A 22096-nucleotide genomic window follows, 5' to 3' on the forward strand; every position below is an offset into this window, starting at 1 on the left:
TTGCATTTGGAGATGAACTGACATGCCCGAACTTTGCGTGGGCGAACGCCGTTGGTGGGTGCCCGCCGACAGCAACCTGCTCGATGCGCTCAACGACGCCGGTTGCGCCGTGCCCTACAGCTGCCGCGCCGGCAGCTGCCACGCCTGTCTGGTGCGTTGCCTGGACGGTATGCCCGTCGACGCGAAACCCGAGGCGCTGGCGGCGGACAAGCGCGAGCAGGGCTGGCGCCTGGCCTGCCAGTGCTCGGTCGCCAGCGACCTGCGGGTGGCGCTGTTCGATCCCCGAAGCGATGGACTGCCGGCAACCGTGATCGGGTTGGACTGGTTCGCCGAGGTGCTGCGCCTGAGGCTGCGAGCGGAGCGGCCACTGCGCTACAAGGCCGGGCAGCACTTGGTGTTGTGGAGCGGCGGCGTCGCGCGACCCTACTCGTTGGCGAGCCTGCCGGGCGAGGACGACTTCCTGGAGTTCCACCTGGACTGCCACCGTCCCGGTGCGTTCTGCGATCAGGCAAGGCAGCTTCGCTTGGGCGATGTGCTGAGGCTGGGCGAGCTCAGGGGCGGGGCGTTGCACTACGATCCGGACTGGCAGACACGGCCGCTCTGGTTGCTGGCCGCAGGCACCGGGCTGGCGCCGTTGTGGGGCATCCTGCGCGAGGCGCTGCAGCAAGGGCACCTGGGGCCGATCAAGGTGCTGCATGTGGCTCGTGAGCATTACCTGGCCGAAGCTTTACAGGCGCTGGCTGGGGAACAGGTGAGTGTGGAACTGGTGGCGAGCGAGGATTTCGAGGAGGCGTTGGCGGGGTTGCGCTTGGCGTCGCGTCAGACGGTGGCGCTGGTGTGCGGGGCGCCGGGGCGGGTAGAGCAGTTTGCTCGGCGGCTATTTATAGCGGGGATGCCCAGGGGGCAGTTGTTTGCCGATGTGTTCAGTGAGCATGCCTGAGAGAACAGGGAGGGCTTTGCCCTCCTTTCGCGACGCAAGGCCGCTCCCACAGGTTCCCCGCAACCCTGGAGCTGCGCGGTAGTTGTGGAAGCGGCCTTGTGTCGCGATAGGGCCGCAAAGCGGCCCCAACGGGAGCAGGATCAACCGATCAGCGGATCACCCACGTGCAGGATCTTCATGCCGTTGGTGCCACCGATGGTGTGATAGCTGTCGCCCTTGGTCAGGATCACCCAGTCACCTTGCTCGACCAGACCGCGCTTGAGCAGCTCGTCGACCGCTGCCTGGCTCACCTTGTCGGCCGGCAGCGAGGCCGGGTCGAAGGCGATCGGGTAGACGCCGCGGAACATGTTGGCACGGGCCTGGGTGGCGCGGTGCGGCGACAGGGCGAAGATCGGCACGTGCGAGCGCAGGCGCGACATGATCAGCGGGGTGTAGCCACTTTCGGTGAGGGCGATGATCGCCTTGACGCCCGGGAAGTGGTTGGCGGTGTACATGGCCGCCAGGGCGATGGATTCGTCGCAGCGCTCGAAGGTGGTGTGCAGGCGGTGGCTGGACTTCTGGCTGGTCGGGTGCTTCTCGGCGCCCGAGCAGATTCGGGCCATGGCCTGTACGGCTTCGATCGGGTAGGCGCCGGCGGCGCTCTCGGCCGACAGCATCACCGCGTCGGTGTTGTCGAGCACGGCGTTGGCCACGTCGGACACTTCGGCGCGGGTCGGCATCGGGTTCTGGATCATCGACTCCATCATCTGGGTCGCGACGATCACTGCCTTGTTGTTGCGGCGGGCGTGCTGGATGATCTTCTTCTGGATGGCGATCAGCTCGGCGTCGCCGATTTCCACGCCCAGGTCGCCACGGGCGACCATCACCGCGTCGGAGGCGGCGATCAGCTTGTCCAGGGTCTCGTCGTCGGCGACCGCTTCGGCGCGTTCGATCTTGGCCACCAGCCAGGCGCTGCCGCCGGCTTCGTCACGCAGCTTGCGCGCGTATTCCATGTCGCTGGCGTCGCGCGGGAACGACACGGCCAGGTAGTCCAGGTCCATTTCCGCGGCCAGCTTGATGTCGGCCTTGTCCTTCTCGGTCAGGGCCGGGGCGGTCAGGCCGCCGCCTTTGCGGTTGATGCCTTTGTGGTCCGACAGCGGGCCACCGATGATCACCACGCAGTGCAGGGCGTCCGCCGTGGCGGTCTCGACGCGCATGACCACACGGCCGTCGTCGAGCAGCAGTTCGTCACCGACGCCGCAGTCCTTGACCAGGTCGGGGTAGTCGATGCCGACGATGTCCTGGGTGCCTTCGGTGAGCGGGTGGGCGGTGGAGAAGGTGAACTTGTCACCGATCTTCAATTCGATGCGCTTGTTGGCGAACTTGGCGATGCGGATCTTCGGACCCTGCAGATCGCCCAGCAGCGCGACGTGGCGGCCGTTCTTGGCGGCGATGTCGCGGATCAGGCGGGCGCGGGCCTTGTGCTCGTCCGGGGTGCCGTGGGAGAAGTTCAGACGTGCCACGTCCAGGCCGGCGAGGATCAGCTGTTCGATCACTTCCGGCGAGTTGCTGGCGGGGCCAAGGGTGGCGACGATTTTGGTACGGCGGATGGTCATGCACAGACTCCTATAGTGAAGCGCAGCGAAAGGCTACTCCTCAATTGCGCTGTAGTCATTGTTCCGTTGCACTACCGGCACGCAAGGCAGGGTTGCGTTTGAACGGTCGGCTCGGCGGCAGCGATAAGCTACAAGCGGCAAGCTACAAGCTACAAGTAAGGGGCGGCGTACAACCACTTGCAGCTTGCAGCTTGCAGCTTGGAGCTTGGAGCTTGCAGCTTGCAGCTTGCAGCTTGGAGCTTGGAGCTTGCAGCTTGCAGCTGAAGAAACCCGGCAATGCGCCGATACACTGCCCATCAAAGGAGAATTCCCATGCGCACCCTGATCGTTTTGACCATGGCGGCCAGTGTCGTCGGCTGCACCCGCTGGTCCATGGACCATCACCTGAACAATGCCTATCGGGCCTACGACCGTGGCGACTGTGCCAAGGTGATGCTGGAGCTGTCCCAGGTCGACCGCACCAGTCGCGCCCGTCCGTTCATCCATCCGGAGGTTTCGCTGCTGCGCGGCCAGTGCCTGGAGCGACAGAAGCTCTATGTCGACGCGGCACAGACCTACCAGTACCTGATCCAGCAATACCCGCGCAATGAGTATGCCTACCGCGCGCAGGCGCGCCTGCAGACGCTGGAGAAGCTTGGGCACCTGCGTGGCGAAGCGGCAATGGCCACGCCTGCGAACACTACACCTTGGCGTTAATGCCAAGGTGTCGATGATTTCATGTAGTCCGTCCGTCGGTTTGGACTAATCTGTTAAAGCGTTGTAACGATCATCGCCAGTACCTTGTCTTCCTGGCATCAGGTACAGGACCTCACTGCGACCATGTTCATCGAGCGACACATCGAACGCCATCAGTTGCCTTGCGTGCTCAAGGTGTTCAACCGCTTCACCGACCAGCAGATCGGCTATCTGGGCAATGCGTCCGAGGATGGGTTGATGCTGATCAGCCAACTGCCGGTGCTGGCAGGGCCTGATTTCGAGCTGCAATTGCGCGTGCCGTTGGCCGGAGGCGGGCTGCAGTTCATCAACCTGACCGCCAGTTGCCTGTGGTGCCGCGAAGACGAAACACCTGGGCACTACGATGCCGGCTTCATGCTGCTGCAGGCGCCGCAGGAATACGACGACTTCGTGCGTTCCCTACGCGATTTCTTCACTTTCCGCCCCGCGAACGCCTCGGTCTGAGGCTGGCCTGGGCAACGCTTGGACCGCTAGACTCTGGACGACCTTGTTACAGGACGACCCCGTGAGCTCCAGCATCTTCTGGCACGACTACGAAACCACCGGCATCAACCCGCGCTGCGACCGCCCATTGCAGATGGCCGGCGTGCGCACTGACCTCGATCTCAATGAGATCGAGGCGCCGATCAGCCTTTACTGCCGCCCCTCCGACGACATTCTTCCGCACCCGGCGGCTTGCCTGGTGACCGGCATCACCCCGCAGCAGCTGGCCAGCCATGGGCTGTGCGAAGGCGAGTTCATGACCCGGGTACATGAGCAGCTGGCCAGGCCTGGCACCTGTGGCGCTGGCTACAACACCCTGCGTTTCGATGACGAAGTCACCCGCTACAGCCTCTATCGGAACTTCTTCGACCCCTACGCCCGTGAATGGCAGGGCGGCAACAGCCGTTGGGACTTGATCGATGTGGTGCGCACCGCCTATGCCTTGCGTCCAGAGGGTATCCAGTGGCCGCAACAGGATGGGCGCACCAGCCTGCGCCTGGAGCTGCTGAGCAAGGCCAACGGCCTGGATCATGGCCAAGCCCACGAAGCGCTTTCCGACGTACGGGCGACGATCGCCCTGGCGCGTCTGATTCGCGAGAAACAGCCGAAGTTGTACGACTGGTTGTTCCAACTGCGCAGCAAGCACAAGGTCATGGAACAGGTTCGCTTGTTGCAACCGCTGGTGCATGTATCCGGTCGCTTCTCGGCCCAGCGCAACTATATCGGGGTGGTGCTGCCGTTGGCCTGGCACCCGCGCAATCGCAATGCATTGATTGTCTGTGATCTGCAGCAGGATACACAGCCACTGCTCCAGGAAAGTGCAGAAGCCTTGCGTCAGCGTTTATACACACGACGTGAAGACATGGCCGAAGGCCAACTACCAGTACCGCTCAAGTTGGTGCACATCAATCGCTGCCCGGTATTGGCGCCACTGTCGGTACTGCGCCCTGTCGATCAGCAACGCCTCGGCATCGACTTGTCGGCGTTGCAGTCAAGTGGCGAGCAATTGGCTAATCAGCAGGACCACTGGCGGGACAAGTTGCCTGTCATTTTCCAGGAGGAAGGGTTCGCGCCAAGTGAAGATCCGGAGCAACAGCTGTATGACGGATTCCTGGGTGATCGGGATAAGCGTCTGAGCGAGCAAGTGCGCGGCATGGACCCCGGACAATTGGGCAAGCAGCACTGGATGTTCGATGACGCGCGGCTGCCGGAGTTGTTGTTCCGTTACCGTGCGCGCAACTTCAGCGATACCCTGGATGAACAGGAGCGTGCGCGTTGGCATGGGTTCTGCCAGCAGCGCCTGATGGATCCTGGGTATGGCGCGCCGACGACGATCGCTGACTTCGAACTGGCATGCCAGAGCAGTTGGGACGCTGCGAGCGAGGCGGGGCGGCAGGTGCTGACGGCCTGGTCGGAACATATCAGGCAGTTGAAGGCGAACTACCAGCTTTGAAATGAGCGGAAAACAAAAAACGCCGGCAAGTGCCGGCGTTTTTCATCTTGAAACCAATGCGCAGTACGGCGAATCAGTCCAGCAGGGTAGCCCAGCTTTCGACGACGTCGCCGCCCCACTTGGCTTTCCACTCTTTCAGGGTCTTGTGGTTGCCGCCCTTGGTTTCAATGATCTCGCCATTGTGCGGATTCTTGTATTGCTTGACTTTGCGCGCACGCTTGGTGGCGGTGGTCTTGACAGCGCCGCGCGGTGCCTTGCTCAGTTTGCTTTCCGGATCGAGCAGGGCGATCACGTCACGCAGGGACTTGGAGTATTCACCCATCAGGGCGCGCAGCTTGCCTTCGAATTCCAGTTCTTTCTTCAGCTTGTCATCTTGCGACAGGTTGGCCAGACGGGCTTGAAGTTCCTTGATGGCTTCTTCGGTGGCGCGGTATTCGTTGATCAGGGACATGGTGTGTTCCTTAATGCATGTTCAGAGAGACAGTGCCGGCAATAATAGACAGGCCAAACTGGCAAGTAAACAATTAAAAGGCATGAGTCAATTAATAGCAGAGGGAAAATTCCTCGCTATTAGGTTAAAAAAAATTACATGTTGACGGGGCGCTGGCCACAGCCGCTTGAATCGAAGGGAATTTAGCAAGCCAAATTGCGCGTGCAAGCGACAGGGCACGGGCGTAGATGATTACTGCGTTTTTTCCGCCAGGCCGCTAGAATACGCGCCTTTGCGAAGTTCTGGAGTCTCTCTCATGCGCACCTATCGACTGGTGATTGCCTGCCCCGACCGCGTCGGCATCGTGGCGAAAGTCAGTAATTTCCTGGCCCTCTACAATGGCTGGATCAACGAAGCCAGCCACCACTCCGACGAGCAGAGTGGCTGGTTCTTCATGCGCCATGAAATTCGTGCCGAGTCGCTGCCGTTCGGTATCGAGGCTTTCCGCGAGGCGTTCGCGCCGATCGCCGAAGAGTTCTCCATGACCTGGCGGATCACCGACTCCGCCCAGAAGAAGCGTGTGGTGCTGATGGCCAGCCGCGAATCGCATTGCCTGGCCGACCTGCTGCACCGCTGGCACACCGATGAACTGGATTGCGAGATTCCCTGCGTGATCTCCAACCACAACGACCTGCGCAGCATGGTCGAGTGGCATGGCATTCCATTCCATCATGTCCCGGTCGATCCGAAGGACAAGCAGCCAGCCTTCGCCGAAGTGTCGCGCCTGGTCGAGGAATATGCTGCCGACGCGGTGGTACTGGCCCGTTACATGCAAATCCTGCCGCCACAGCTGTGCCAGGCGTATGCCGAGAAAGTCATCAACATCCACCACAGCTTCCTGCCGTCGTTCGTCGGTGCCAAGCCCTACCACCAGGCGGCCCTGCGCGGTGTGAAACTGATCGGTGCAACCTGCCACTACGTCACCGAAGAGCTGGATGCCGGTCCGATCATCGAGCAGGACGTGGTGCGTGTCAGCCACGCCGACAGCATCGAGGACATGGTGCGTTTCGGTCGCGACGTGGAGAAGATGGTGCTGGCCCGCGGCCTGCGCTACCACCTGGAAGACCGCGTGCTGGTGCATGGCAATAAAACTGTGGTGTTCAACTGAAGCAAGGGCCTGTGCATGGCGGATCCACGTGACAAGGCCGGCGCCTCGGCGCCGCCGACCTTGGGCGAGGGTTGCCTGGCCCGTTTCGATCCCGATGCGTTGAGCGACGACGACGGCACCGAATTTCCCGGTGCCGCCGAGCTCTGGCAGCGCTTCAATGCGTCTGGCGACGCCGGCGCGCCAGCAGCGGACCTGCCACCAGGCATAGAAACACCGGCCCGCCAGCAAGCAGATAGAAGTAGAACGTGACCGCACGCCAGATCAGGATCGCCGCGGCTGCCGTCGACGATCCCACCAGTGGCGCCAACAAGGTCGCCGAGGTCACCTCCGCGGCTCCCGCGCCACCCGGCAACAGGCTGAACTGTCCGGCGCTGAGCGAGAGCATCTGCACCAGGAAGCTCGGTATCCACGCCAGTTCCACCCCCAGCCCTCTCAACACCAGGAACAGCACGCTGTAGCGCAGGCCCCAGTGCGCGCAGGTGAGGGCGAACACCAGCGCCAGGGTAGGCTTGGGCAGGCGCCAGGTGTCGGCCAGGGCATGGAGGAAGCGCAGCAGCTTGCGCGCCCAGTGCCGTCGACGCGCGGGGGCCATGCCCAGTCGCCGTAGCAGGCGTCCGTTGCCGCGCATCACCGAGCGCCGGGCGCGTAGCAGCCCGACGATCCCTCCCAGTGCCGCGCACAGCAGCAGGGCACTGCCCAGCAGCATGCTTTGCTGGTTGTGCCCAAGGCTGTGGAACAGGGCGTAGGCGGCGATCGCCAGCATCGCGCAGAAGAAGAACACCAGATCGTTCAGCTGATCCATGGCGAATACCGCACCGCTGCGCGAGGCGGCGATGTGCTCACGCCTCAGCAGTGCCATCAAGGTCAGTGGGCCGCCGCTGCCTGCGGGCGTACTGCAGATGGCGAACTCGGTGGCCATGACCACGCCCAGGCTGCGTACCCGGCCCAGTCGCGCGCCCTGTTCGCCGAGCAACAGACGCAGGCGTGCGGCATTGAGGGTCCAGCACAGCAGGATCATCCCCAGAAGCGGCAGCATCAGGTCGGGGGCGAAGGTGCGCAGGCGCGGCAGCAGCTGACCGCCGCCGAGCAGGGCCGGGACCAGCAGTGCCGGCAGCAGCGCCAGGGCCAGCCAGCCCAGGCGCTTCATGGGGGCAGCTGGCGATCCAGCCAGGCGGACTTGGTCAGCGGTTCGCGACCCTGTGCCAGCAGGGTGTGCAAGGTGTCGAGCCAGTAGTTGCGTGCGCTGGCATGGCGCATGTCCACCGGGTGTAGCCCCAGGCGCAGGGTGTCGGCCTCGTGCCAGCGTCGACATTGCCACTCGCTGACGACTCTCGACAAGCCGCGGCGCCAGGCGCTGCGCGCGCTCCACACCAGGCCGGGGGCGGCGACGGCGGTGAAGTCCGGCAGGCGATACAGGTGCTGGGGCGTGCTGGTGTAGCGCAGCGGCAGTTGGCGAAGCGCTTGGCGCGTGCCGTCGCTCATCAGCCAGGCTGGGGCGACGAAGCCCGCCACTGGCCAGCCTTGCTGCGCGAACAGCGCCAGCCCGGCCTCCAGCCGTTGCCGCGCGCTGGCCTGGTCGAGCCCGTAGAACTCGCCTTCGTGGGTATACAGGCGGCGCATGAAGTATTCGGCCGGCCCGCGAGGTGTCGGGCCGTCGTCAGCATGGTAGTAACCGTGCAGGGCCAGCTCGTCGCCGCAGGCCAGGCGTCGCTCGAGCAGGCGACAGAAAGTCGGTGAGCGTTGCAACGCGTTGCGGTGATGGAAATCCGGCACCACCAGCCAGGTCATCGGCACGCCGCCCAGCGCATCGATGGCCTGCACGAAGGGCTGGTAGTCCGGCCAGGTTTCCGGCGCGACATCGTGCAGCACCAGCATCAGGCTGCGTGGGCCGCGATGCAGGTCAGCCATGGGCGCGCGCCCAGGGCTGGTGACCGAGCACCGCCTGGTAATGCACGAGCAGGCCGTTGACCACGGTATCCCAGCTGTAGTGGCGCTCGACATGGCGACGGGCCTGGACACCGAGCGAACGTACGCCGGCCTCGAACACTTCGCGAACCGCTGCGGCCATGGCCGGGCTGTCATTGGCTCGGCACAGGCGACCGCATTGTTCGCCGACGATTTCGCCGAAGGCCCCGGCGCGCACCGCCACTACGGGCGTGGCGCTGGCCATGGCTTCGAGAATGACCAGGCCGAAGGTTTCCTGATCTCCGGCATGCACCAGCAGGTCGGCGCTGGCGAGCAGACGGGCTACTTCCTGAGGCGGGCAGAAATGATCGATCACGCTGACGTTGTCCGGCACATTGGCCGGCATGTTGGACCCCACCAGCAGCAGGTGATAGTGGCGGCCCAGGATGCGCATGCAGTCGAGCAGCACCGGCAGGTTCTTCTCGCGCGAGCCGCGCCCGGCGAAGACCAGCAGACGGCTGGTGTCGGCGATGCCCAGTTGCGCGCGCAGGCCGGGGTCGCGGCGTTCGGGGTGGAACAGTCCCAGGTCGACGCCCAGGCGCTGTACGTGGACATTGGCGACACCGAGCCTGCGCAGCTTGTCGGCCATCGCCTGGCTGGGCGCCAGGACCCGGTCGAAATGGCCGTACAGTTTGCTGACGTAAGCCTCGACATTAGGGGTGAACCAGTGGCCCATGCGGTTGCTCACCAGCAGTGGCAGGTCGGAGTGGTAGAAACCGATCACCGGGACGTCGAGCTTGCGCCGTGCCTCCAGCGCGGCCCAGGCGGTGAGGTAGGGGTCACCCACCTCGATCAGGTCGGGCCGCAGCCCCCGCAGCACGTTGCACCAGGGCGCCAGGCGCACTGGGAAGCGGTAGCCGTTGCCGAATGGCAGGGGTGGGGCGGGAACGTGGTAGATGCCATCGGTATGGCTGGCGCTGGCGCCGGGGATCAGCAGGCTGTGGCGAACGCCGGGCATGGCGTCGAGGCGGCGGTGTTTGGCATCAAGATAGGTTCGCACGCCGCCGCTGGCCGGGGCGTAGAACATGGTGATGTCGGCGATGTGCACGATCAGCATCCCTCCGGGATCGTCCTCGGGTGTGCCATCGGCGGAGAATGAGCCGCCGATGACGCGCCTGAGGGTTGACCTACCTGAAGGATAGTTTGTTCGATCGGGTTGGGGGGGCTGCAAGCCGCAAGCTGCAGCCGCAAGCTGCAAGCTGCAGCCGCAAGCTGCAAGCTGCAAGCTGCAAGCTGCAAGCTGCAAGTAAAGGCAAGAGCGTGCGGCCCTGTTTTTACTTGTAGCTTGTAGCTTGTAGCTTGCAGCTTGCAGCTAGATGCGGAAGCTGCCGACCAGCTGCTTGAGGCGTCCGGCCTGCTGCTCGAGGTCCGAGCAGGCACGCAGGGTGGCCTGCAGGTTCTCGACGCCTTCCTGGTTGAGCATGTTGATCTCGTTGATGTCCATGTTGATCGAGTCGACCACGGCGGTCTGCTCTTCGGTGGCGGTGGCCACCGACTGGTTCATGCCATCGATCTCGCCGATGCGCTGGGTGACGCTGCCCAGGCGCTCGCCCGCCTGGTTGGCGATCTCCCGGCTGTCCTGGCTGTGGCGCTGGCTCTGGCCCATGGTCTCGACCGATTCGCGGGCACCGACCTGCAATTCCTCGATCATGGTCTGCACCTGTTGCGCCGATTCCTGGGTGCGGTGCGCCAGGTTGCGCACTTCATCGGCAACCACGGCGAAACCACGCCCGGCCTCGCCGGCGCGGGCTGCCTCGATGGCGGCGTTGAGCGCCAGCAGGTTGGTCTGCTGGGAAATGCTGGTGATCACCTCGAGGATCTGGCCGATGTTGACGGTCTTGTTGTTGAGGGTCTCGATGTGCGCGCTGGAGTCGACGATCAGGTCCGACAGGCGATTCATCGCGTCGATGTTGCGCTGCACCACCTGCTGACCTTCTTCGGCCAGCAGGCGGGCGGAGCTGGCATGCTGCGAAGCCTGGGCAGCGTTGCCGGCGATTTCCTGGGCGGCGGCGCCGAGCTGGTTGATGGCCGCGGCGACGCTGTTGGTGCGATTGGACTGCTCGTCGGAGTTGCTCATCGACGAATTCGAGGCACTGATCACCCGCAGCGCCACCTCGTTGACCTGCTCGGTGGCCGAGGACACCTCGCGGATCGAACCGTGGATGCGCTCGACGAAGCGGTTGAAGGCGGTGCCAAGGATGCCGAACTCGTCGTGGTTGTGGATCTGCAGACGGCGGGTCAGGTCACCTTCGCCCTCGGCGATGTTCTCCATGGCGCGGGTCATGGTGTGCAGCGGTTGCAGCAACACGCGAATCAGCAGGCCGAGCAGGGCGATGATGATCACCACCGCCACCAGCGTGGCGATCACCGCCGAGGTGCGGAAGGTGCTGAGCATCGAGAAGGCCTTGTCCTTGTCCACCGACAGGCCGATGTACCAGTTGGCCGAGGGCAGCCCCTTGACCGGGGTGAAGGTGACCAGGCGGGTCTGGCCGTCGAGCTCGACTTCGGTCAGCTCGCGGGTCAGTTTCGGTGTGTTCTGTGGGAACAGGTCCGACAGGGACTTCATCACCAGGTTCTTGTCTGGATGCACCAGGACCTTGCCCTGGTCGTTGACCAGGAAGGCGTAGCCCATGCCGCCGAAGTTCAGCGAGTTGATGATGTCCACCAGGCCGTCGAGGGCCAGGTCGCCGCCGACCACGCCCACCGAGCGCGAGGCGGTGCTGATGATCGAGATGACCATCTTGTTGGTGGCCATGTCGATGTAGGGCTCGGTGAGGATCGGCCCGCTGGCGTTCAGCCCGTCCTTGTACCAAGGCCGTACGCGGGGGTCGTAGCCATCGGGCATCTTGGTGTCCGGACGCACGGTGAAGGTGCCGTCGGGCTGGCCCAGATAGATGGTGAGGAAGCTCGAGGTCAGGGCGTTCTGGCCGAGCAGGGTGCCGGTGTTCTGTGGGTACTGGGCCAGGTTCTGGGCGACGTTCTCGACCAGCTTGATCCGCCCTTCGAACAGGTTGCGGATATTGGTGGAGGTGGAGTCACCCATCTCGGCCAGATAGTTTTCCAGGTCCGCGCGAATGGCATTACGCTGGAGGTAGTCGTTGTAGAGGGTGAACAGACTGAAGGCGAGGATCACGATCAGTGATGCCGCCAGTAGAATCTTGTGGCTGAAACGAAGGCTTTTATTCATAACGTGATCGTGTCCGCTAAGGTTTTTATCGGGTCGTTCGCACAAAGCACGGCGGGAAAACAGTGCAACAATTCCCGTGGGTCCTTTTCGGGGTGTTCCTGTCTTTCTTTCTGGGAAGAATCATTTTGAAATATCGGCCGTTCAGTGGCAGAACTTGAGCAGGGGACAAAGCAATATGTCGGATTCCTTACGAATGGTCATAGGCGCAGGTCCGGATGGCCAGCCGGTATCCCAGGCCATGCGCCTGGCCAATCGCCATGGATTGGTGGCAGGTGCCACTGGTACGGGCAAGACCGTCACCTTGCAGCATCTGACCGAGCTGTTCAGCGATGCCGGCGTGGCGGTGTTCGCCGCGGACGTGAAGGGTGACCTGTGCGGCCTTGGCGCTGCCGGCGCGCCCCAGGGCAAGGTGGCCGAACGCATCGCCGGTATGCCCTGGCTGAACCACAGGCCTCAGGCCTATCCGGTGAGCTTGTGGGATATCGCCGGGCAGTCGGGGCATCCGCTGCGTACCACCTTGAGCGAAATGGGCCCGCTGTTGCTGGGCAACCTGCTCGAACTCACCGACAGCCAGCAGGCGGCCTTGTATGCCGCCTTCAAGGTGGCTGACCGGGAAGGCCTGCTGCTGCTCGATCTCAAGGACCTCAAGGCGCTGCTCGCGCATCTGAAGGACAACCCGCAGTTGCTCGGCGAGGACAGCGCGCTGATGACCAGCGCCTCGACCCAGGCCCTGCTGCGCCGCCTGGCGACGCTGGAGCAACAGGGGGCCGAGGCACTGTTCGGCGAGCCGGCGCTGCAACTGGAGGACCTGCTGCGCCCGGACAGCGATGGGCGTGGGCGCATCCACCTGCTGGACGCCAGTCGCCTGGTGCACGACGCGCCCAAGGTCTATGCGACCTTCCTGCTGTGGCTGCTGGCCGAGCTGTTCGAGCAGTTGCCCGAGCGCGGCGATGCCGACAAGCCCGTGCTGGCGCTGTTCTTCGATGAAGCGCACCTGCTGTTCAATGGCACGCCCAAGGCGTTGCAGGATCGCCTGGAACAGGTGGTGCGGCTGATCCGCTCCAAGGGCGTGGGGGTTTACTTCGTGACCCAGTCGCCGGGCGACCTGCCCGACGCGGTGCTGGCGCAGCTGGGGCTGCGGATCCAGCACGGACTGCGGGCGTTCACCGCCAAGGAGCAGAAGTCGTTGCGCGCGGTGGCCGATGGCTTCCGCCCGAACCCGGCGTTCGACAGCCTGGCCGTGCTGACTGAGCTGGGCATTGGCGAGGCATTGGTTGGCACGCTGGAGGAGAAGGGCACGCCGGCCATGGTCCAGCGGGTACTGATCGCACCGCCACAGTCGCGGATCGGTCCGTTGACGGCGAGCGAACGTGCCGCGCTGATCACGGATTCCCCGCTGGCGGGTCGCTACGACAAGCCGATCGATCGCGAGTCGGCCTATGAGCTGCTGACCCAGCGCAAGGGTGAGCCGGTCGAGCCCGTGCCCCAGTCCAAGGCCGATGACGACAGTTTCGCCGACAAGGCTGGGGAGTTCCTGCAGAGCGCGGCGGGACAGGCGATCAAGTCGGCGGTGCGCCAGGCGGCCAATCAGCTTGGGCGGCAATTGGTGCGCGGGTTGATGGGCTCGTTGCTGGGCGGCAAGAAGCGCTAGGTCTTTCGCGGGTAAACCCGCTCCCACAGGCCCTTGAGCCTGGCTCCTGGCCTGTGGGAGCGGGTTTACCCGCGAATGGGGCGGTACAGGCAGACACGAAAAAGGCGCCCGAAGGCGCCTTTTTCAATCCCGCGAAAGGGGATCAGCCAATGGCCTTGGACGCCAGCCAGAACAGGCCGGCCGCCAGGCTCATCGAGGCTGGCAGGGTGAGTACCCAGGCCAGCAGGATGGTCTTCACGGTACCGCCTTGCAGGCCGCTCTTGTTGGCGACCATGGTGCCGGCCACGCCCGAGGACAGGACATGGGTGGTGGACACGGGCAGGCTGAACACGTTGGCCATGCCGATCGCGCACGCCGCGGTGATCTGCGCCGACATGCCCTGGGCGTAGGTCATGCCTTGCTTGCCGATCTTCTCGCCAACGGTCAGCACCACGCGCTTCCAGCCGACCATGGTGCCCAGGCCCAAGGCCAGGGCGACGGCGACGATCACCCAGAACGGGGCGTACTCGGTGGTGGCGGTCAGGTCCTTGCGCAGCTTCTCCAGGTCGGCCTTTTCACGGGCCTCCAGGCCTGGCAGCTTGCCGACCTTCTTCGCCGTGTCGTCCAGGCACAGCAGGTAGCGGCGGACTTCGACGCGCTTCTCGGCGCTCAGCGCACGGTAGTCGGTCACGCCGGCGAGCGAGGACTGCAGCGCGGCGATGGTCGGCTCGGTCTGCTGCGGGTTGCAACTGAACTGCTCGGGCAGGTCGCTCGCCTGGGCCTTGCCCAGCGCCAGGAACTCGCCGAGGGTCGCGGCGTTGCGCTGGTAGAACTGGCTCAGGTGCAGGGTGGCGTCACGGGTACGCTCGATCTGGTAGGTGGTGCTGTTCAGGTCGAGCACGAACTTGGCCGGGACGATACCGATCAGCACCAGCATGATCAGGCCGATGCCTTTCTGGCCATCGTTGGAACCGTGCACGAAGCTCACGCCCATGGCCGAGATCACCAGCACCAGGCGGTTCCAGAACGGCGGGTGCTTCTTGTCGTCGAGCTTGCGACGCTGATCCGGGGTCTTGTGCATCTTCGACAGCGGGCGCCACCATTTCAGGCCGATCAGCACCAGGGCCGCCACGGCGAAACCGGCCATCGGCGAGAGCACCAGCGACATGGCGATGTCGATCGCCTTCTGCCAGTTGACGCCGTCACCCAGCGGAATGTCGCTGAGCAGGGCATTGGCCAGGCCCACGCCCAGAATAGAGCCGATCAGGGTGTGCGAGCTGGAGGCCGGGATGCCGAAGTACCAGGTGCCCAGGTTCCAGGTGATGGCCGCGGCCAGCAACGAGAAGACCATGGCCAGGCCGTGTCCGGTGTTCACATTGATCAGCAGTTCCACCGGCAACAGGTGGACGATGGCATAGGCCACCCCGACACCGCCGAGCAGCACTCCGAGGAAATTGAACACACCGGAGAAGAACACGGCCAGGTGCGGCGGCATGGCTTTGGTATAGATGACGGTGGCTACCGCGTTGGCGGTGTCATGAAAGCCATTGATGAACTCGAATGCGAGCACGAAGGTCAGAGCGAGCGTCAGGCTCACGACAACCCAGGCATCCAGTCCGCTGAATAAATCGATCATGAAGGTTTTCTGGCGGTCTTAGGGGGGGCGGATTATGCCAGAAAACCATGGCAATCGATGCACCTGCCGCAGACCGATGGCAGCCCAGCATCTGCCAGCCCGGCGCCGATGGCAGCGTGAAAACAGAGAAAAGTCATCGCAAAATGTCGTTAATTTTCTTGAAAAACAACGATTTGTGCGAGTTCTCAATGCTCGGCTGCGATTCAAACGCTCGTATGAAATTTGTGTGATTCCATTTCATCCGTAGCAATTTGACCAGGGCTCCGTCGGTTCCTGGCAGCGACGAGCGAGCGGCGGGACCGATTCGACTCAGGTCTCGTCGGCGCGCAGGTCCTTCTCCATCTTCTCCAGTTCCTGGGCAAACGCCTGGTCGAGGAGGCTGGCGCGCTTACGCCAGGGTTTGCGTTCGGGTTCGGGTTGAGCGGCGTAGGTGGTGACTTCACCACCGTAAACATCCTTGTAACGTTCAGCCTGGCGCTCAAGTTCTGCGCGCAGTTCTTCTTTCGTCACAGTAATACCTGATTGGCGTTAAGTTGAGCGCGGGCTTTGCAAGACACATCATGTGTGTGGATATCCGCGCGGATATATCGTCGCGATGAATTGACCTGCAAGTGTCCACGGTCGTTCGAAACCGCACCGGCAAGCCGCGGCCCATGCCATGAGTGGGCAGGCCATGAGGCGACGAAGGTGTAATGATTGGATCCGCTATACATCTCATGCATCCAACGGGTCGAAGTATAGCAATCGGCAACTGGAAGGCTATGGTTCTTTACCGAAGATTGATCAAGACCGTGAAGTTGAGATGAGCGTAGATATCGCTTGGTCCGACGAGTAGATGAGAAGTTCAAGTTTCCCGTGTGAAGGTTCACTGTTAGCTGTCGGAAATGAAAACGGCCTCGCTGGTGGGCGAGGCCGTTGCCTGGGACTTCTACGGTGGGTACCTGACCAGTCTCTCCAAAGAAGCCACATGTGGCAGGGGAAAGGTATAAGTAAAAGTGTCAGCGGTCAATTGCGATTATCGGTCGTTCGTTCGATAATCGCACAAAGCGACCGATTTTTTGAGGCATGCCCATGAGCGAAGAAAACCGTGGCCCGCAAGTGACCGAGCCGACGCGCAACACCAGCCCCGCGTTGGCGCCGCCGATCGTGGCGTCGGCGGCCAAACGCATCCAGGCGTTCACCGGCGACCCGGACTTCATGACTTCGCTGGCCCGTGGCCTGGCGGTGATCCAGGCGTTTCAGGAGCGCAAGCGGCACCTGACCATCGCCCAGATCAGCCACCGCACGGAAATCCCACGGGCCGCGGTGCGTCGCTGCCTGCATACCCTGATGAAGCTGGGCTACGCGACCACCGACGGGCGCACCTACTCGCTGCTGCCCAAGGTCCTGACCTTGGGCCATGCGTATCTGTCGTCCACACCGTTGGCGGTATCGGCCCAGCCGTACCTGGATCGCATCAGTGACCAGCTCCACGAGGCGGCCAACATGGCCACGCTGGAGGGCGACGACATTCTTTATATAGCGCGCTCGGCCACGGTCGAGCGGCTGATCTCGGTCGACCTGTCGGTCGGTGGGCGGTTACCGGCCTACTGCACCTCCATGGGACGCATCCTGCTGGCGGCGCTGGATGACGCCAGCCTGCACGAATACCTGGACCGCGCGGACCTCAAGGCGCGTACCAGCCGCACCCTGCATGACTCGGAATCGCTTTTCGCCTGTATCCAGCAGGTGCGCGAGCAGGGCTGGTGCGTGGTCGATCAGGAGCTGGAGCAGGGGCTGCGTTCGATCGCCGTGCCGATCTATGACGCCTCCGGGCAGGTGCTGGCGGCGTTGAATGTCAGCACCCATGTCGGTCGGGTCAGCCGTGGCGAGTTGGAGCAGCGCTTTCTGCCGATCCTGCTCGCGGCCAGCAGAGACCTGTGCCATCAGCTGTTTGGCTGAGCTACGCAGGTGCCACTCATCCCTATGCACAATGCTGTGGGGGCAACTGTCTTGTGCTGCCTGGCACCGGCTTCGCCGCTGTTCGCGGCTAAACCCGGCCCATAGGGATCGCGCCAGATCGAGGAATCTTTACAAGGCTGTGCTCCCACAACGGCATGGACGCTTTGTGTTCGATAAACGCACAGTGTCGTTCCCGACGAATTGCGTGGTCCCCGCCTGCTGATTAATGTCTGTCGCACGAGTCGGCTTCGCCGACCGGACAATAACAACAGGCCCGAGGGCATCCCCATGAATACCTTCCCTTCGCTGTCGCGGCCGCACCCGCGCACGGTGCTGCTGCACTCCGGCTGAGCCAAGGCCGTCGCATTCGCTGTTTCCTGTTCCTGCGTATCCCTGATGCGCGGTAGCCTGCCTGTGCCCAACTCCCGGATAACAACAATGAACAATCCGCAATCCGCTGTCGGCAACTGCCTCGATGTCCAGTCATTGATCAATGACCAGCCCCTGTCCCGTTACCAGTGGCGGGTGGTGATCCTGTGCTTCCTGATCGTCTTTCTCGATGGGCTGGATACCGCCGCCATGGGCTTTATCGCCCCGGCACTGTCCCAGGAATGGGGCATCGACCGCGCCAGCCTTGGCCCGGTGATGAGCGCCGCGCTGATCGGCATGGTGTTCGGCGCGTTGGGCTCCGGGCCATTGGCGGACCGCTTCGGGCGCAAGGGGGTACTGGTCGGCGCGGTACTGGTGTTCGGTGGCTTCAGCCTGGCCTCGGCTTACGCGACCAATGTCGATGAACTGCTGGTCCTGCGTTTCCTTACCGGCCTGGGCCTGGGCGCTGGCATGCCCAATGCCACCACGCTGTTGTCCGAGTACACACCGGAACGTCTCAAATCGTTGCTGGTGACCAGCATGTTCTGTGGTTTCAACCTCGGCATGGCCGGTGGTGGTTTCATCTCGGCCAAGCTGATTCCCGCTTATGGCTGGCACAGCCTGCTGGTGATCGGTGGCGTGCTGCCGTCGCTGCTGGCGCTGGTGCTGCTGGTCTGGCTGCCGGAGTCGGCGCGGTTCCTGGTGGTGCGCAATCGCGGCACCGAGAAGGTACGCAAGACCCTGGCGCCGATCGCGCCGGCGCTGGTGGCCCAGGCATCGAGCTTCAGCGTGCCGGAGCAGAAAGCCGTGGCAGCGCGCAACGTGTTCGCGGTGATCTTCTCGGGTACTTATGGCCTGGGCACCGTGCTGTTGTGGCTGACCTACTTCATGGGCCTGGTGATCGTCTACCTGCTGACCAGCTGGCTGCCGACGTTGATGCGTGACAGTGGCGCGAGCATGGAGCAGGCCGCCTTCATCGGCGCGCTGTTCCAGTTCGGCGGGGTACTCAGCGCGGTGGCCGTGGGCTGGGCCATGGACCGCTTCAACCCGCACAAGGTGATCGGCATCTTCTACCTGCTGGCGGGTGTGTTCGCCTACGCGGTAGGGCAGAGCCTGGGCAACATCACCTTGCTGGCCACGCTGGTGCTGGTCGCCGGCATGTGCGTCAACGGCGCGCAATCGGCCATGCCGTCGCTGGCGGCGCGCTTCTACCCGACCCAGGGGCGCGCCACCGGGGTGTCGTGGATGCTCGGGATCGGTCGCTTCGGTGCGATTCTCGGTGCCTGGAGCGGGGCGACGCTGCTCGGGCTGGGGTGGAACTTCGAACAGGTGCTGACCGCGCTGCTGGTGCCGGCGGCGCTGGCCACCGTAGGCGTGGTGGTGAAGGGGCTGGTGAGCCACGCCGACGCGACTTGAGGCGATAGGGGCGCATATAAATAGCAGAGCAACAAATGGTTCGATAATCGCACAAAAGTGCGATTATCGGATTGTAACCACCCTGGCAGTCTCCGTAATCTGGGCCCATCGCAGCGACGCAATGGCCCGCTGCTCACTGACTCGACTCGACCTGACCAGGAGTCTCCAATGGCAGCAATCCTCTCGCTTCACGAGGCCGTGAAGCAGTTCATCCAGGATGGCGACAGCGTCGCCCTCGAAGGTTTCACTCACCTGATCCCCACCGCCGCGGGCCACGAGATCATCCGCCAGGGCAAGCGTAACCTGACCCTGGTACGCATGACCCCGGACCTGATCTATGACCAGCTGATCGGTGCCGGCTGCGCGCGCAAGCTGATCTTCTCCTGGGGCGGCAACCCGGGCGTGGGGTCGCTGCACCGTCTGCGTGACGCGGTGGAGAAGCAGTGGCCGCACGCCATCGAGATCGAGGAGCACAGCCATGCCGACCTGGCCAACGCCTATGTCGCCGGCGCTTCCGGACTGCCCTTCGCGGTGTTGCGCGCCTACGCCGGCTCCGACCTGCCCAAGGTCAACCCGCTGATCAAGAGCGTCACCTGCCCGTTCACCGGTGAAGTGCTTGCCGCCGTGCCGTCAGTGCGCCCGGACGTTACCGTGATCCACGCGCAGAAGGCCGATCGCAAGGGCAACGTGCTGCTGTGGGGCATCCTCGGTGTGCAGAAGGAAGCGGCCCTGGCGGCCAAGCGCTGCATTGTCACCGTCGAGGAAATCGTCGATGACCTTCAGGCACCGATGAATGCCTGTGTGCTGCCGACCTGGGCGCTCAGCGCGGTGTGCCTGGTGCCCGGTGGCGCCCACCCGTCCTACGCCCATGGCTACTACGAGCGCGACAATCGCTTCTACCAGGCCTGGGACCCGATCGCCCGCAGCCGCGAATCGTTCACCGCCTGGATCGACACCTACATTCGCGGTACCCAGGATTTCACCGACTACCAGGCCAAGCTGGCCAGCACCGCGGAGGCCGCGCAATGAGCTACTCCACTTCCGAAATGATGACCGTCGCCGCGGCCCGTCGTCTGCGCAACGGCGCCGTGTGCTTCGTTGGCATCGGCCTGCCGTCGAAGGCCGCTAACCTGGCGCGCCTGACCTCGTCGCCCGATGTCGTGCTGATCTACGAGTCCGGCCCGATCGGCGCCAAGCCCAGCGTGCTGCCGCTGTCGATCGGTGATGGCGAGCTGGCCGAGACCGCCGACACCGTGGTGCCGACCGGCGAGATCTTCCGCTACTGGCTGCAGGGTGGGCGCATCGACGTCGGCTTCCTTGGCGCCGCCCAGGTCGACCGCTTTGGCAACATCAACACCACCGTGGTCGGTGACTACCACGCACCGAAGACTCGCTTGCCGGGCGCCGGCGGCGCGCCGGAAATCGCCGGTTCCGCCAAGCAGGTGCTGATCATTCTCAAGCAGTCGCCGCGCGCTTTCGTTGACAAGCTCGATTTCATCACCTCGGTCGGTCATGGCGAAGGCGGCGATTCACGCAAGCGCCTAGGCCTGCCGGGTGAGGGGCCGGTCGGGATCATCACTGACCTGTGCATCATGGAACCGGAGGCCGGCACCCACGAATTCGTGGTCACCTCGATCCATCCGGGCGTCACCCGCGAGCAGATCATCGCCGCCACCGGCTGGTCGATCCGCTTCGCCGACGACGTACAGGAAACCGTCGCGCCGAGCGAGGTGGAGCTGTCCGCCCTGCGCGACCTCGAGGCGCGCACCGCCGCCGCCCATGGCCAGTCGGCAGGAGAAGCCTGATGCGTGACGTATTCATTTGCGACGCCATTCGCACCCCCATCGGCCGCTTCGGCGGCGCCCTGGCCGGCGTGCGCGCCGACGACCTGGCGGCAGTGCCGCTCAAGGCGCTGGTCGAGCGCAATCCGCAGGTGCAGTGGGAGTTGCTCGACGAAGTGTTCCTCGGCTGCGCCAACCAGGCCGGCGAGGACAACCGCAATGTGGCGCGCATGGCGCTGCTGCTGGCCGGCTTGCCGCAAACCATTCCCGGCGTGACCCTCAACCGTCTGTGCGCCTCGGGCATGGACGCCATCGGCAGCGCTTTTCGCGCCATCGCCAGTGGCGAGATGGAGCTGGCCATCGCCGGTGGCGTCGAGTCGATGTCCCGCGCGCCGTTCGTGATGGGCAAGGCCGAGAGCGGTTACTCGCGCAGCATGAAGCTGGAGGACACCACCATCGGCTGGCGCTTCGTCAACCCGCTGATGAAGGCGCAGTACGGCGTGGACGCGATGCCTGAGACCGCCGACAACGTCGCCGACGATTATCGGGTATTGCGCGCCGACCAGGACGCTTTCGCCCTGCGCAGCCAGCAGAAGGCCGCCGCCGCGCAGGCGGCCGGTTACTTCGCCGAAGAGATCGTGCCGGTGCGCATCGCCCACAAGAAGGGCGAGACCGTGGTCGAGCAGGATGAGCACCTGCGTCCGGAAACCACGCTGGAGGCGCTGAGCAGGCTGAAACCGGTCAATGGCCCGGACAAGACGGTTACCGCAGGCAATGCTTCGGGCGTCAACGATGGCGCCGCCGCACTGATCCTGGCCTCGGTCGAGGCGGTGAAGAAACATGGCCTGACCCCACGGGCCCGGGTGCTGGGCATGGCCAGCGCGGGTGTGGCGCCCCGGGTGATGGGCATCGGCCCGGTGCCGGCGGTGCGCAAGCTGACCGAGCGGTTGGGTGTGGCGGTGGCGGATTTCGACGTCATCGAGCTCAACGAGGCGTTTGCCAGCCAGGGGCTGGCGGTGCTGCGCGAGCTGGGCGTGGCGGACGATGCGCCGCAGGTGAACCCCAATGGCGGCGCCATCGCCCTCGGGCATCCGCTGGGCATGAGCGGCGCGCGGCTGGTGCTGACGGCGTTGCATCAGCTGGAGAAGGGCGGTGGACGTAGAGGCCTGGCGACGATGTGCGTGGGGGTTGGTCAAGGGTTGGCGCTGGCCATCGAGCGGGTCTGACCTGTACCGGCCTCTTCGCGGGTAAACCCGCTCCCACAGGGAATCACGTACCTCCTGTGGGAGCGGGTTTACCCGCGAAGAGGCCGGACCTGTAAGACACAAGGCTAATGGTCAATGCTGTGGCGGAACAAGATTGTTACT

At 64.0% G+C, this 22096-nt stretch carries 21 protein-coding genes; 13 read left to right on the forward strand and 8 right to left on the reverse strand.

Going from position 1 to position 22096, the window contains the following annotated elements; translation table 11 throughout:
- Positions 1-22 precede the first annotated feature (22 nt).
- Positions 23-940: an iron-sulfur-binding ferredoxin reductase gene (locus N5D48_RS04270; protein WP_279881396.1), complete on the forward strand. Its 918-nt coding sequence runs from the start codon at positions 23-25 to the stop codon at positions 938-940.
- Positions 941-1080: 140 nt separating this feature from the next.
- Here N5D48_RS04270 and pyk read toward each other — a convergent pair whose 3' ends face one another.
- A complete protein-coding gene (gene pyk / locus N5D48_RS04275; protein ID WP_279881398.1) occupies positions 1081-2535 on the reverse strand; it encodes a pyruvate kinase in 1455 nt (484 codons plus the stop codon).
- 312 nt (positions 2536-2847) lie between these two features.
- Here pyk and N5D48_RS04280 point away from each other — a divergent pair, with 312 nt between their 5' ends.
- From N5D48_RS04280 to sbcB, 3 genes are all read left to right on the forward strand, one after another.
- Complete coding sequence (locus N5D48_RS04280; protein ID WP_279881400.1) at positions 2848-3231, forward strand: tetratricopeptide repeat protein; 384 nt, start codon at positions 2848-2850, stop codon at positions 3229-3231.
- A 123-nt stretch (positions 3232-3354) separates the two neighbouring features.
- Positions 3355-3714: a PilZ domain-containing protein gene (locus tag N5D48_RS04285; protein WP_279881402.1), complete on the forward strand. Its 360-nt coding sequence runs from the start codon at positions 3355-3357 to the stop codon at positions 3712-3714.
- A 61-nt stretch (positions 3715-3775) separates the two neighbouring features.
- Positions 3776-5206: an exodeoxyribonuclease I gene (sbcB, locus tag N5D48_RS04290; protein ID WP_279881404.1), complete on the forward strand. Its 1431-nt coding sequence runs from the start codon at positions 3776-3778 to the stop codon at positions 5204-5206.
- Positions 5207-5279: 73 nt separating this feature from the next.
- On the opposite strand, the gene mvaT is transcribed toward sbcB, so the two are convergent.
- Positions 5280-5657 (reverse strand): histone-like nucleoid-structuring protein MvaT, encoded by a 378-nt coding sequence (gene mvaT / locus N5D48_RS04295; RefSeq protein WP_279807705.1) that lies wholly within the window; start codon positions 5655-5657, stop codon positions 5280-5282.
- Positions 5658-5952: 295 nt separating this feature from the next.
- On the opposite strand from mvaT, the gene purU reads away from it, so the two are divergent.
- Positions 5953-6804, forward strand: a complete 852-nt coding sequence (purU, locus tag N5D48_RS04300; RefSeq protein WP_279881406.1) for a formyltetrahydrofolate deformylase — start codon at positions 5953-5955, stop codon at positions 6802-6804.
- A gap of 15 nt (positions 6805-6819) precedes the next feature.
- Positions 6820-7053, forward strand: coding sequence for a hypothetical protein (locus N5D48_RS04305; protein WP_279881408.1), 234 nt, complete (start codon positions 6820-6822; stop codon positions 7051-7053).
- On the opposite strand, the gene N5D48_RS04310 is transcribed toward N5D48_RS04305, so the two are convergent.
- The 4 genes from N5D48_RS04310 to N5D48_RS04325 form a co-directional block, all read right to left on the reverse strand.
- Positions 6959-7951, reverse strand: a complete 993-nt coding sequence (locus N5D48_RS04310) for a lysylphosphatidylglycerol synthase transmembrane domain-containing protein (protein WP_279881410.1) — start codon at positions 7949-7951, stop codon at positions 6959-6961. The genes N5D48_RS04305 and N5D48_RS04310 overlap by 95 nt on opposite strands.
- Positions 7948-8712 carry a polysaccharide deacetylase family protein gene (locus N5D48_RS04315; RefSeq protein WP_279881412.1) on the reverse strand — a complete coding sequence of 255 codons (765 nt, stop codon included), beginning with the start codon at positions 8710-8712 and terminating at the stop codon, positions 7948-7950. The genes N5D48_RS04310 and N5D48_RS04315 overlap by 4 nt, the downstream gene beginning before the upstream one ends.
- Complete coding sequence (locus N5D48_RS04320; protein ID WP_279881414.1) at positions 8705-9826, reverse strand: glycosyltransferase family 1 protein; 1122 nt, start codon at positions 9824-9826, stop codon at positions 8705-8707. The genes N5D48_RS04315 and N5D48_RS04320 overlap by 8 nt, the downstream gene beginning before the upstream one ends.
- Positions 9827-10081: 255 nt before the next feature.
- Complete coding sequence (locus N5D48_RS04325) at positions 10082-11956, reverse strand: methyl-accepting chemotaxis protein (RefSeq protein WP_279881416.1); 1875 nt, start codon at positions 11954-11956, stop codon at positions 10082-10084.
- 175 nt (positions 11957-12131) lie between these two features.
- Here N5D48_RS04325 and N5D48_RS04330 point away from each other — a divergent pair, with 175 nt between their 5' ends.
- The gene (locus N5D48_RS04330) at positions 12132-13607 is read left to right on the forward strand and encodes a helicase HerA-like domain-containing protein (protein WP_279881418.1); all 1476 of its coding nucleotides are present in this window, start codon (positions 12132-12134) and stop codon (positions 13605-13607) included.
- A 142-nt stretch (positions 13608-13749) separates the two neighbouring features.
- On the opposite strand, the gene N5D48_RS04335 is transcribed toward N5D48_RS04330, so the two are convergent.
- Complete coding sequence (locus tag N5D48_RS04335; protein WP_279881421.1) at positions 13750-15222, reverse strand: inorganic phosphate transporter; 1473 nt, start codon at positions 15220-15222, stop codon at positions 13750-13752.
- Positions 15223-15269: 47 nt separating this feature from the next.
- On the opposite strand from N5D48_RS04335, the gene N5D48_RS04340 reads away from it, so the two are divergent.
- Positions 15270-15452, forward strand: coding sequence for a hypothetical protein (locus N5D48_RS04340; protein ID WP_279881423.1), 183 nt, complete (start codon positions 15270-15272; stop codon positions 15450-15452).
- A 79-nt stretch (positions 15453-15531) separates the two neighbouring features.
- On the opposite strand, the gene N5D48_RS04345 is transcribed toward N5D48_RS04340, so the two are convergent.
- On the reverse strand, positions 15532-15732 hold the full coding sequence (locus N5D48_RS04345; protein WP_279881425.1) for a hypothetical protein: 201 nt from the start codon (positions 15730-15732) through the stop codon (positions 15532-15534).
- Positions 15733-16293: 561 nt separating this feature from the next.
- On the opposite strand from N5D48_RS04345, the gene pcaR reads away from it, so the two are divergent.
- The 5 genes from pcaR to pcaF all read left to right on the forward strand — a co-directional run bounded on the left by pcaR (position 16294) and on the right by pcaF (position 21955).
- A complete protein-coding gene (gene pcaR / locus N5D48_RS04350) occupies positions 16294-17163 on the forward strand; it encodes a pca regulon transcriptional regulator PcaR (protein ID WP_279881427.1) in 870 nt (289 codons plus the stop codon).
- Between the two features lie 438 nt (positions 17164-17601).
- The gene (locus N5D48_RS04355) at positions 17602-18948 is read left to right on the forward strand and encodes an MFS transporter (RefSeq protein WP_279881429.1); all 1347 of its coding nucleotides are present in this window, start codon (positions 17602-17604) and stop codon (positions 18946-18948) included.
- Between the two features lie 168 nt (positions 18949-19116).
- Entirely contained in the window at positions 19117-19977 is an 861-nt protein-coding gene (locus N5D48_RS04360; protein WP_279881431.1) for a CoA transferase subunit A, read from the forward strand.
- On the forward strand, positions 19974-20753 hold the full coding sequence (locus tag N5D48_RS04365; protein ID WP_279881434.1) for a CoA-transferase subunit beta: 780 nt from the start codon (positions 19974-19976) through the stop codon (positions 20751-20753). Before N5D48_RS04360 ends, N5D48_RS04365 begins: the two co-directional genes overlap by 4 nt.
- A complete protein-coding gene (gene pcaF / locus N5D48_RS04370; RefSeq protein WP_279881609.1) occupies positions 20750-21955 on the forward strand; it encodes a 3-oxoadipyl-CoA thiolase in 1206 nt (401 codons plus the stop codon). The genes N5D48_RS04365 and pcaF overlap by 4 nt, the downstream gene beginning before the upstream one ends.
- Positions 21956-22096 lie beyond the last annotated feature (141 nt).

Source organism: Pseudomonas sp. GD03858 (genome assembly GCF_029840925.1).
In the GTDB taxonomy this organism is placed as follows: Bacteria; Pseudomonadota; Gammaproteobacteria; order Pseudomonadales; family Pseudomonadaceae; genus Aquipseudomonas.

Excerpts from the sequence above, each read along its gene's own strand:
- N5D48_RS04340 (WP_279881423.1), top strand. The coding sequence starts at position 15,270 with ATGGCAATCGATGCACCTGCCGCAGACCGATGGCAGCCCAGCATCTGC.
- N5D48_RS04270 (WP_279881396.1), top strand. The coding sequence starts at position 23 with ATGCCCGAACTTTGCGTGGGCGAACGCCGTTGGTGGGTGCCCGCCGAC.
- N5D48_RS04315 (WP_279881412.1), bottom strand. The coding sequence starts at position 8,712 with ATGGCTGACCTGCATCGCGGCCCACGCAGCCTGATGCTGGTGCTGCAC.
- N5D48_RS04325 (WP_279881416.1), bottom strand. The coding sequence starts at position 11,956 with ATGAATAAAAGCCTTCGTTTCAGCCACAAGATTCTACTGGCGGCATCA.
- N5D48_RS04285 (WP_279881402.1), top strand. The coding sequence starts at position 3,355 with ATGTTCATCGAGCGACACATCGAACGCCATCAGTTGCCTTGCGTGCTC.
- pyk (WP_279881398.1), bottom strand. The coding sequence starts at position 2,535 with ATGACCATCCGCCGTACCAAAATCGTCGCCACCCTTGGCCCCGCCAGC.
- N5D48_RS04280 (WP_279881400.1), top strand. The coding sequence starts at position 2,848 with ATGCGCACCCTGATCGTTTTGACCATGGCGGCCAGTGTCGTCGGCTGC.
- N5D48_RS04365 (WP_279881434.1), top strand. The coding sequence starts at position 19,974 with ATGAGCTACTCCACTTCCGAAATGATGACCGTCGCCGCGGCCCGTCGT.
- N5D48_RS04360 (WP_279881431.1), top strand. The coding sequence starts at position 19,117 with ATGGCAGCAATCCTCTCGCTTCACGAGGCCGTGAAGCAGTTCATCCAG.
- N5D48_RS04310 (WP_279881410.1), bottom strand. The coding sequence starts at position 7,951 with ATGAAGCGCCTGGGCTGGCTGGCCCTGGCGCTGCTGCCGGCACTGCTG.
- purU (WP_279881406.1), top strand. The coding sequence starts at position 5,953 with ATGCGCACCTATCGACTGGTGATTGCCTGCCCCGACCGCGTCGGCATC.
- N5D48_RS04330 (WP_279881418.1), top strand. The coding sequence starts at position 12,132 with ATGTCGGATTCCTTACGAATGGTCATAGGCGCAGGTCCGGATGGCCAG.
- pcaR (WP_279881427.1), top strand. The coding sequence starts at position 16,294 with ATGAGCGAAGAAAACCGTGGCCCGCAAGTGACCGAGCCGACGCGCAAC.
- N5D48_RS04305 (WP_279881408.1), top strand. The coding sequence starts at position 6,820 with ATGGCGGATCCACGTGACAAGGCCGGCGCCTCGGCGCCGCCGACCTTG.
- mvaT (WP_279807705.1), bottom strand. The coding sequence starts at position 5,657 with ATGTCCCTGATCAACGAATACCGCGCCACCGAAGAAGCCATCAAGGAA.
- N5D48_RS04320 (WP_279881414.1), bottom strand. The coding sequence starts at position 9,826 with ATGCTGATCGTGCACATCGCCGACATCACCATGTTCTACGCCCCGGCC.
- N5D48_RS04355 (WP_279881429.1), top strand. The coding sequence starts at position 17,602 with ATGAACAATCCGCAATCCGCTGTCGGCAACTGCCTCGATGTCCAGTCA.
- N5D48_RS04335 (WP_279881421.1), bottom strand. The coding sequence starts at position 15,222 with ATGATCGATTTATTCAGCGGACTGGATGCCTGGGTTGTCGTGAGCCTG.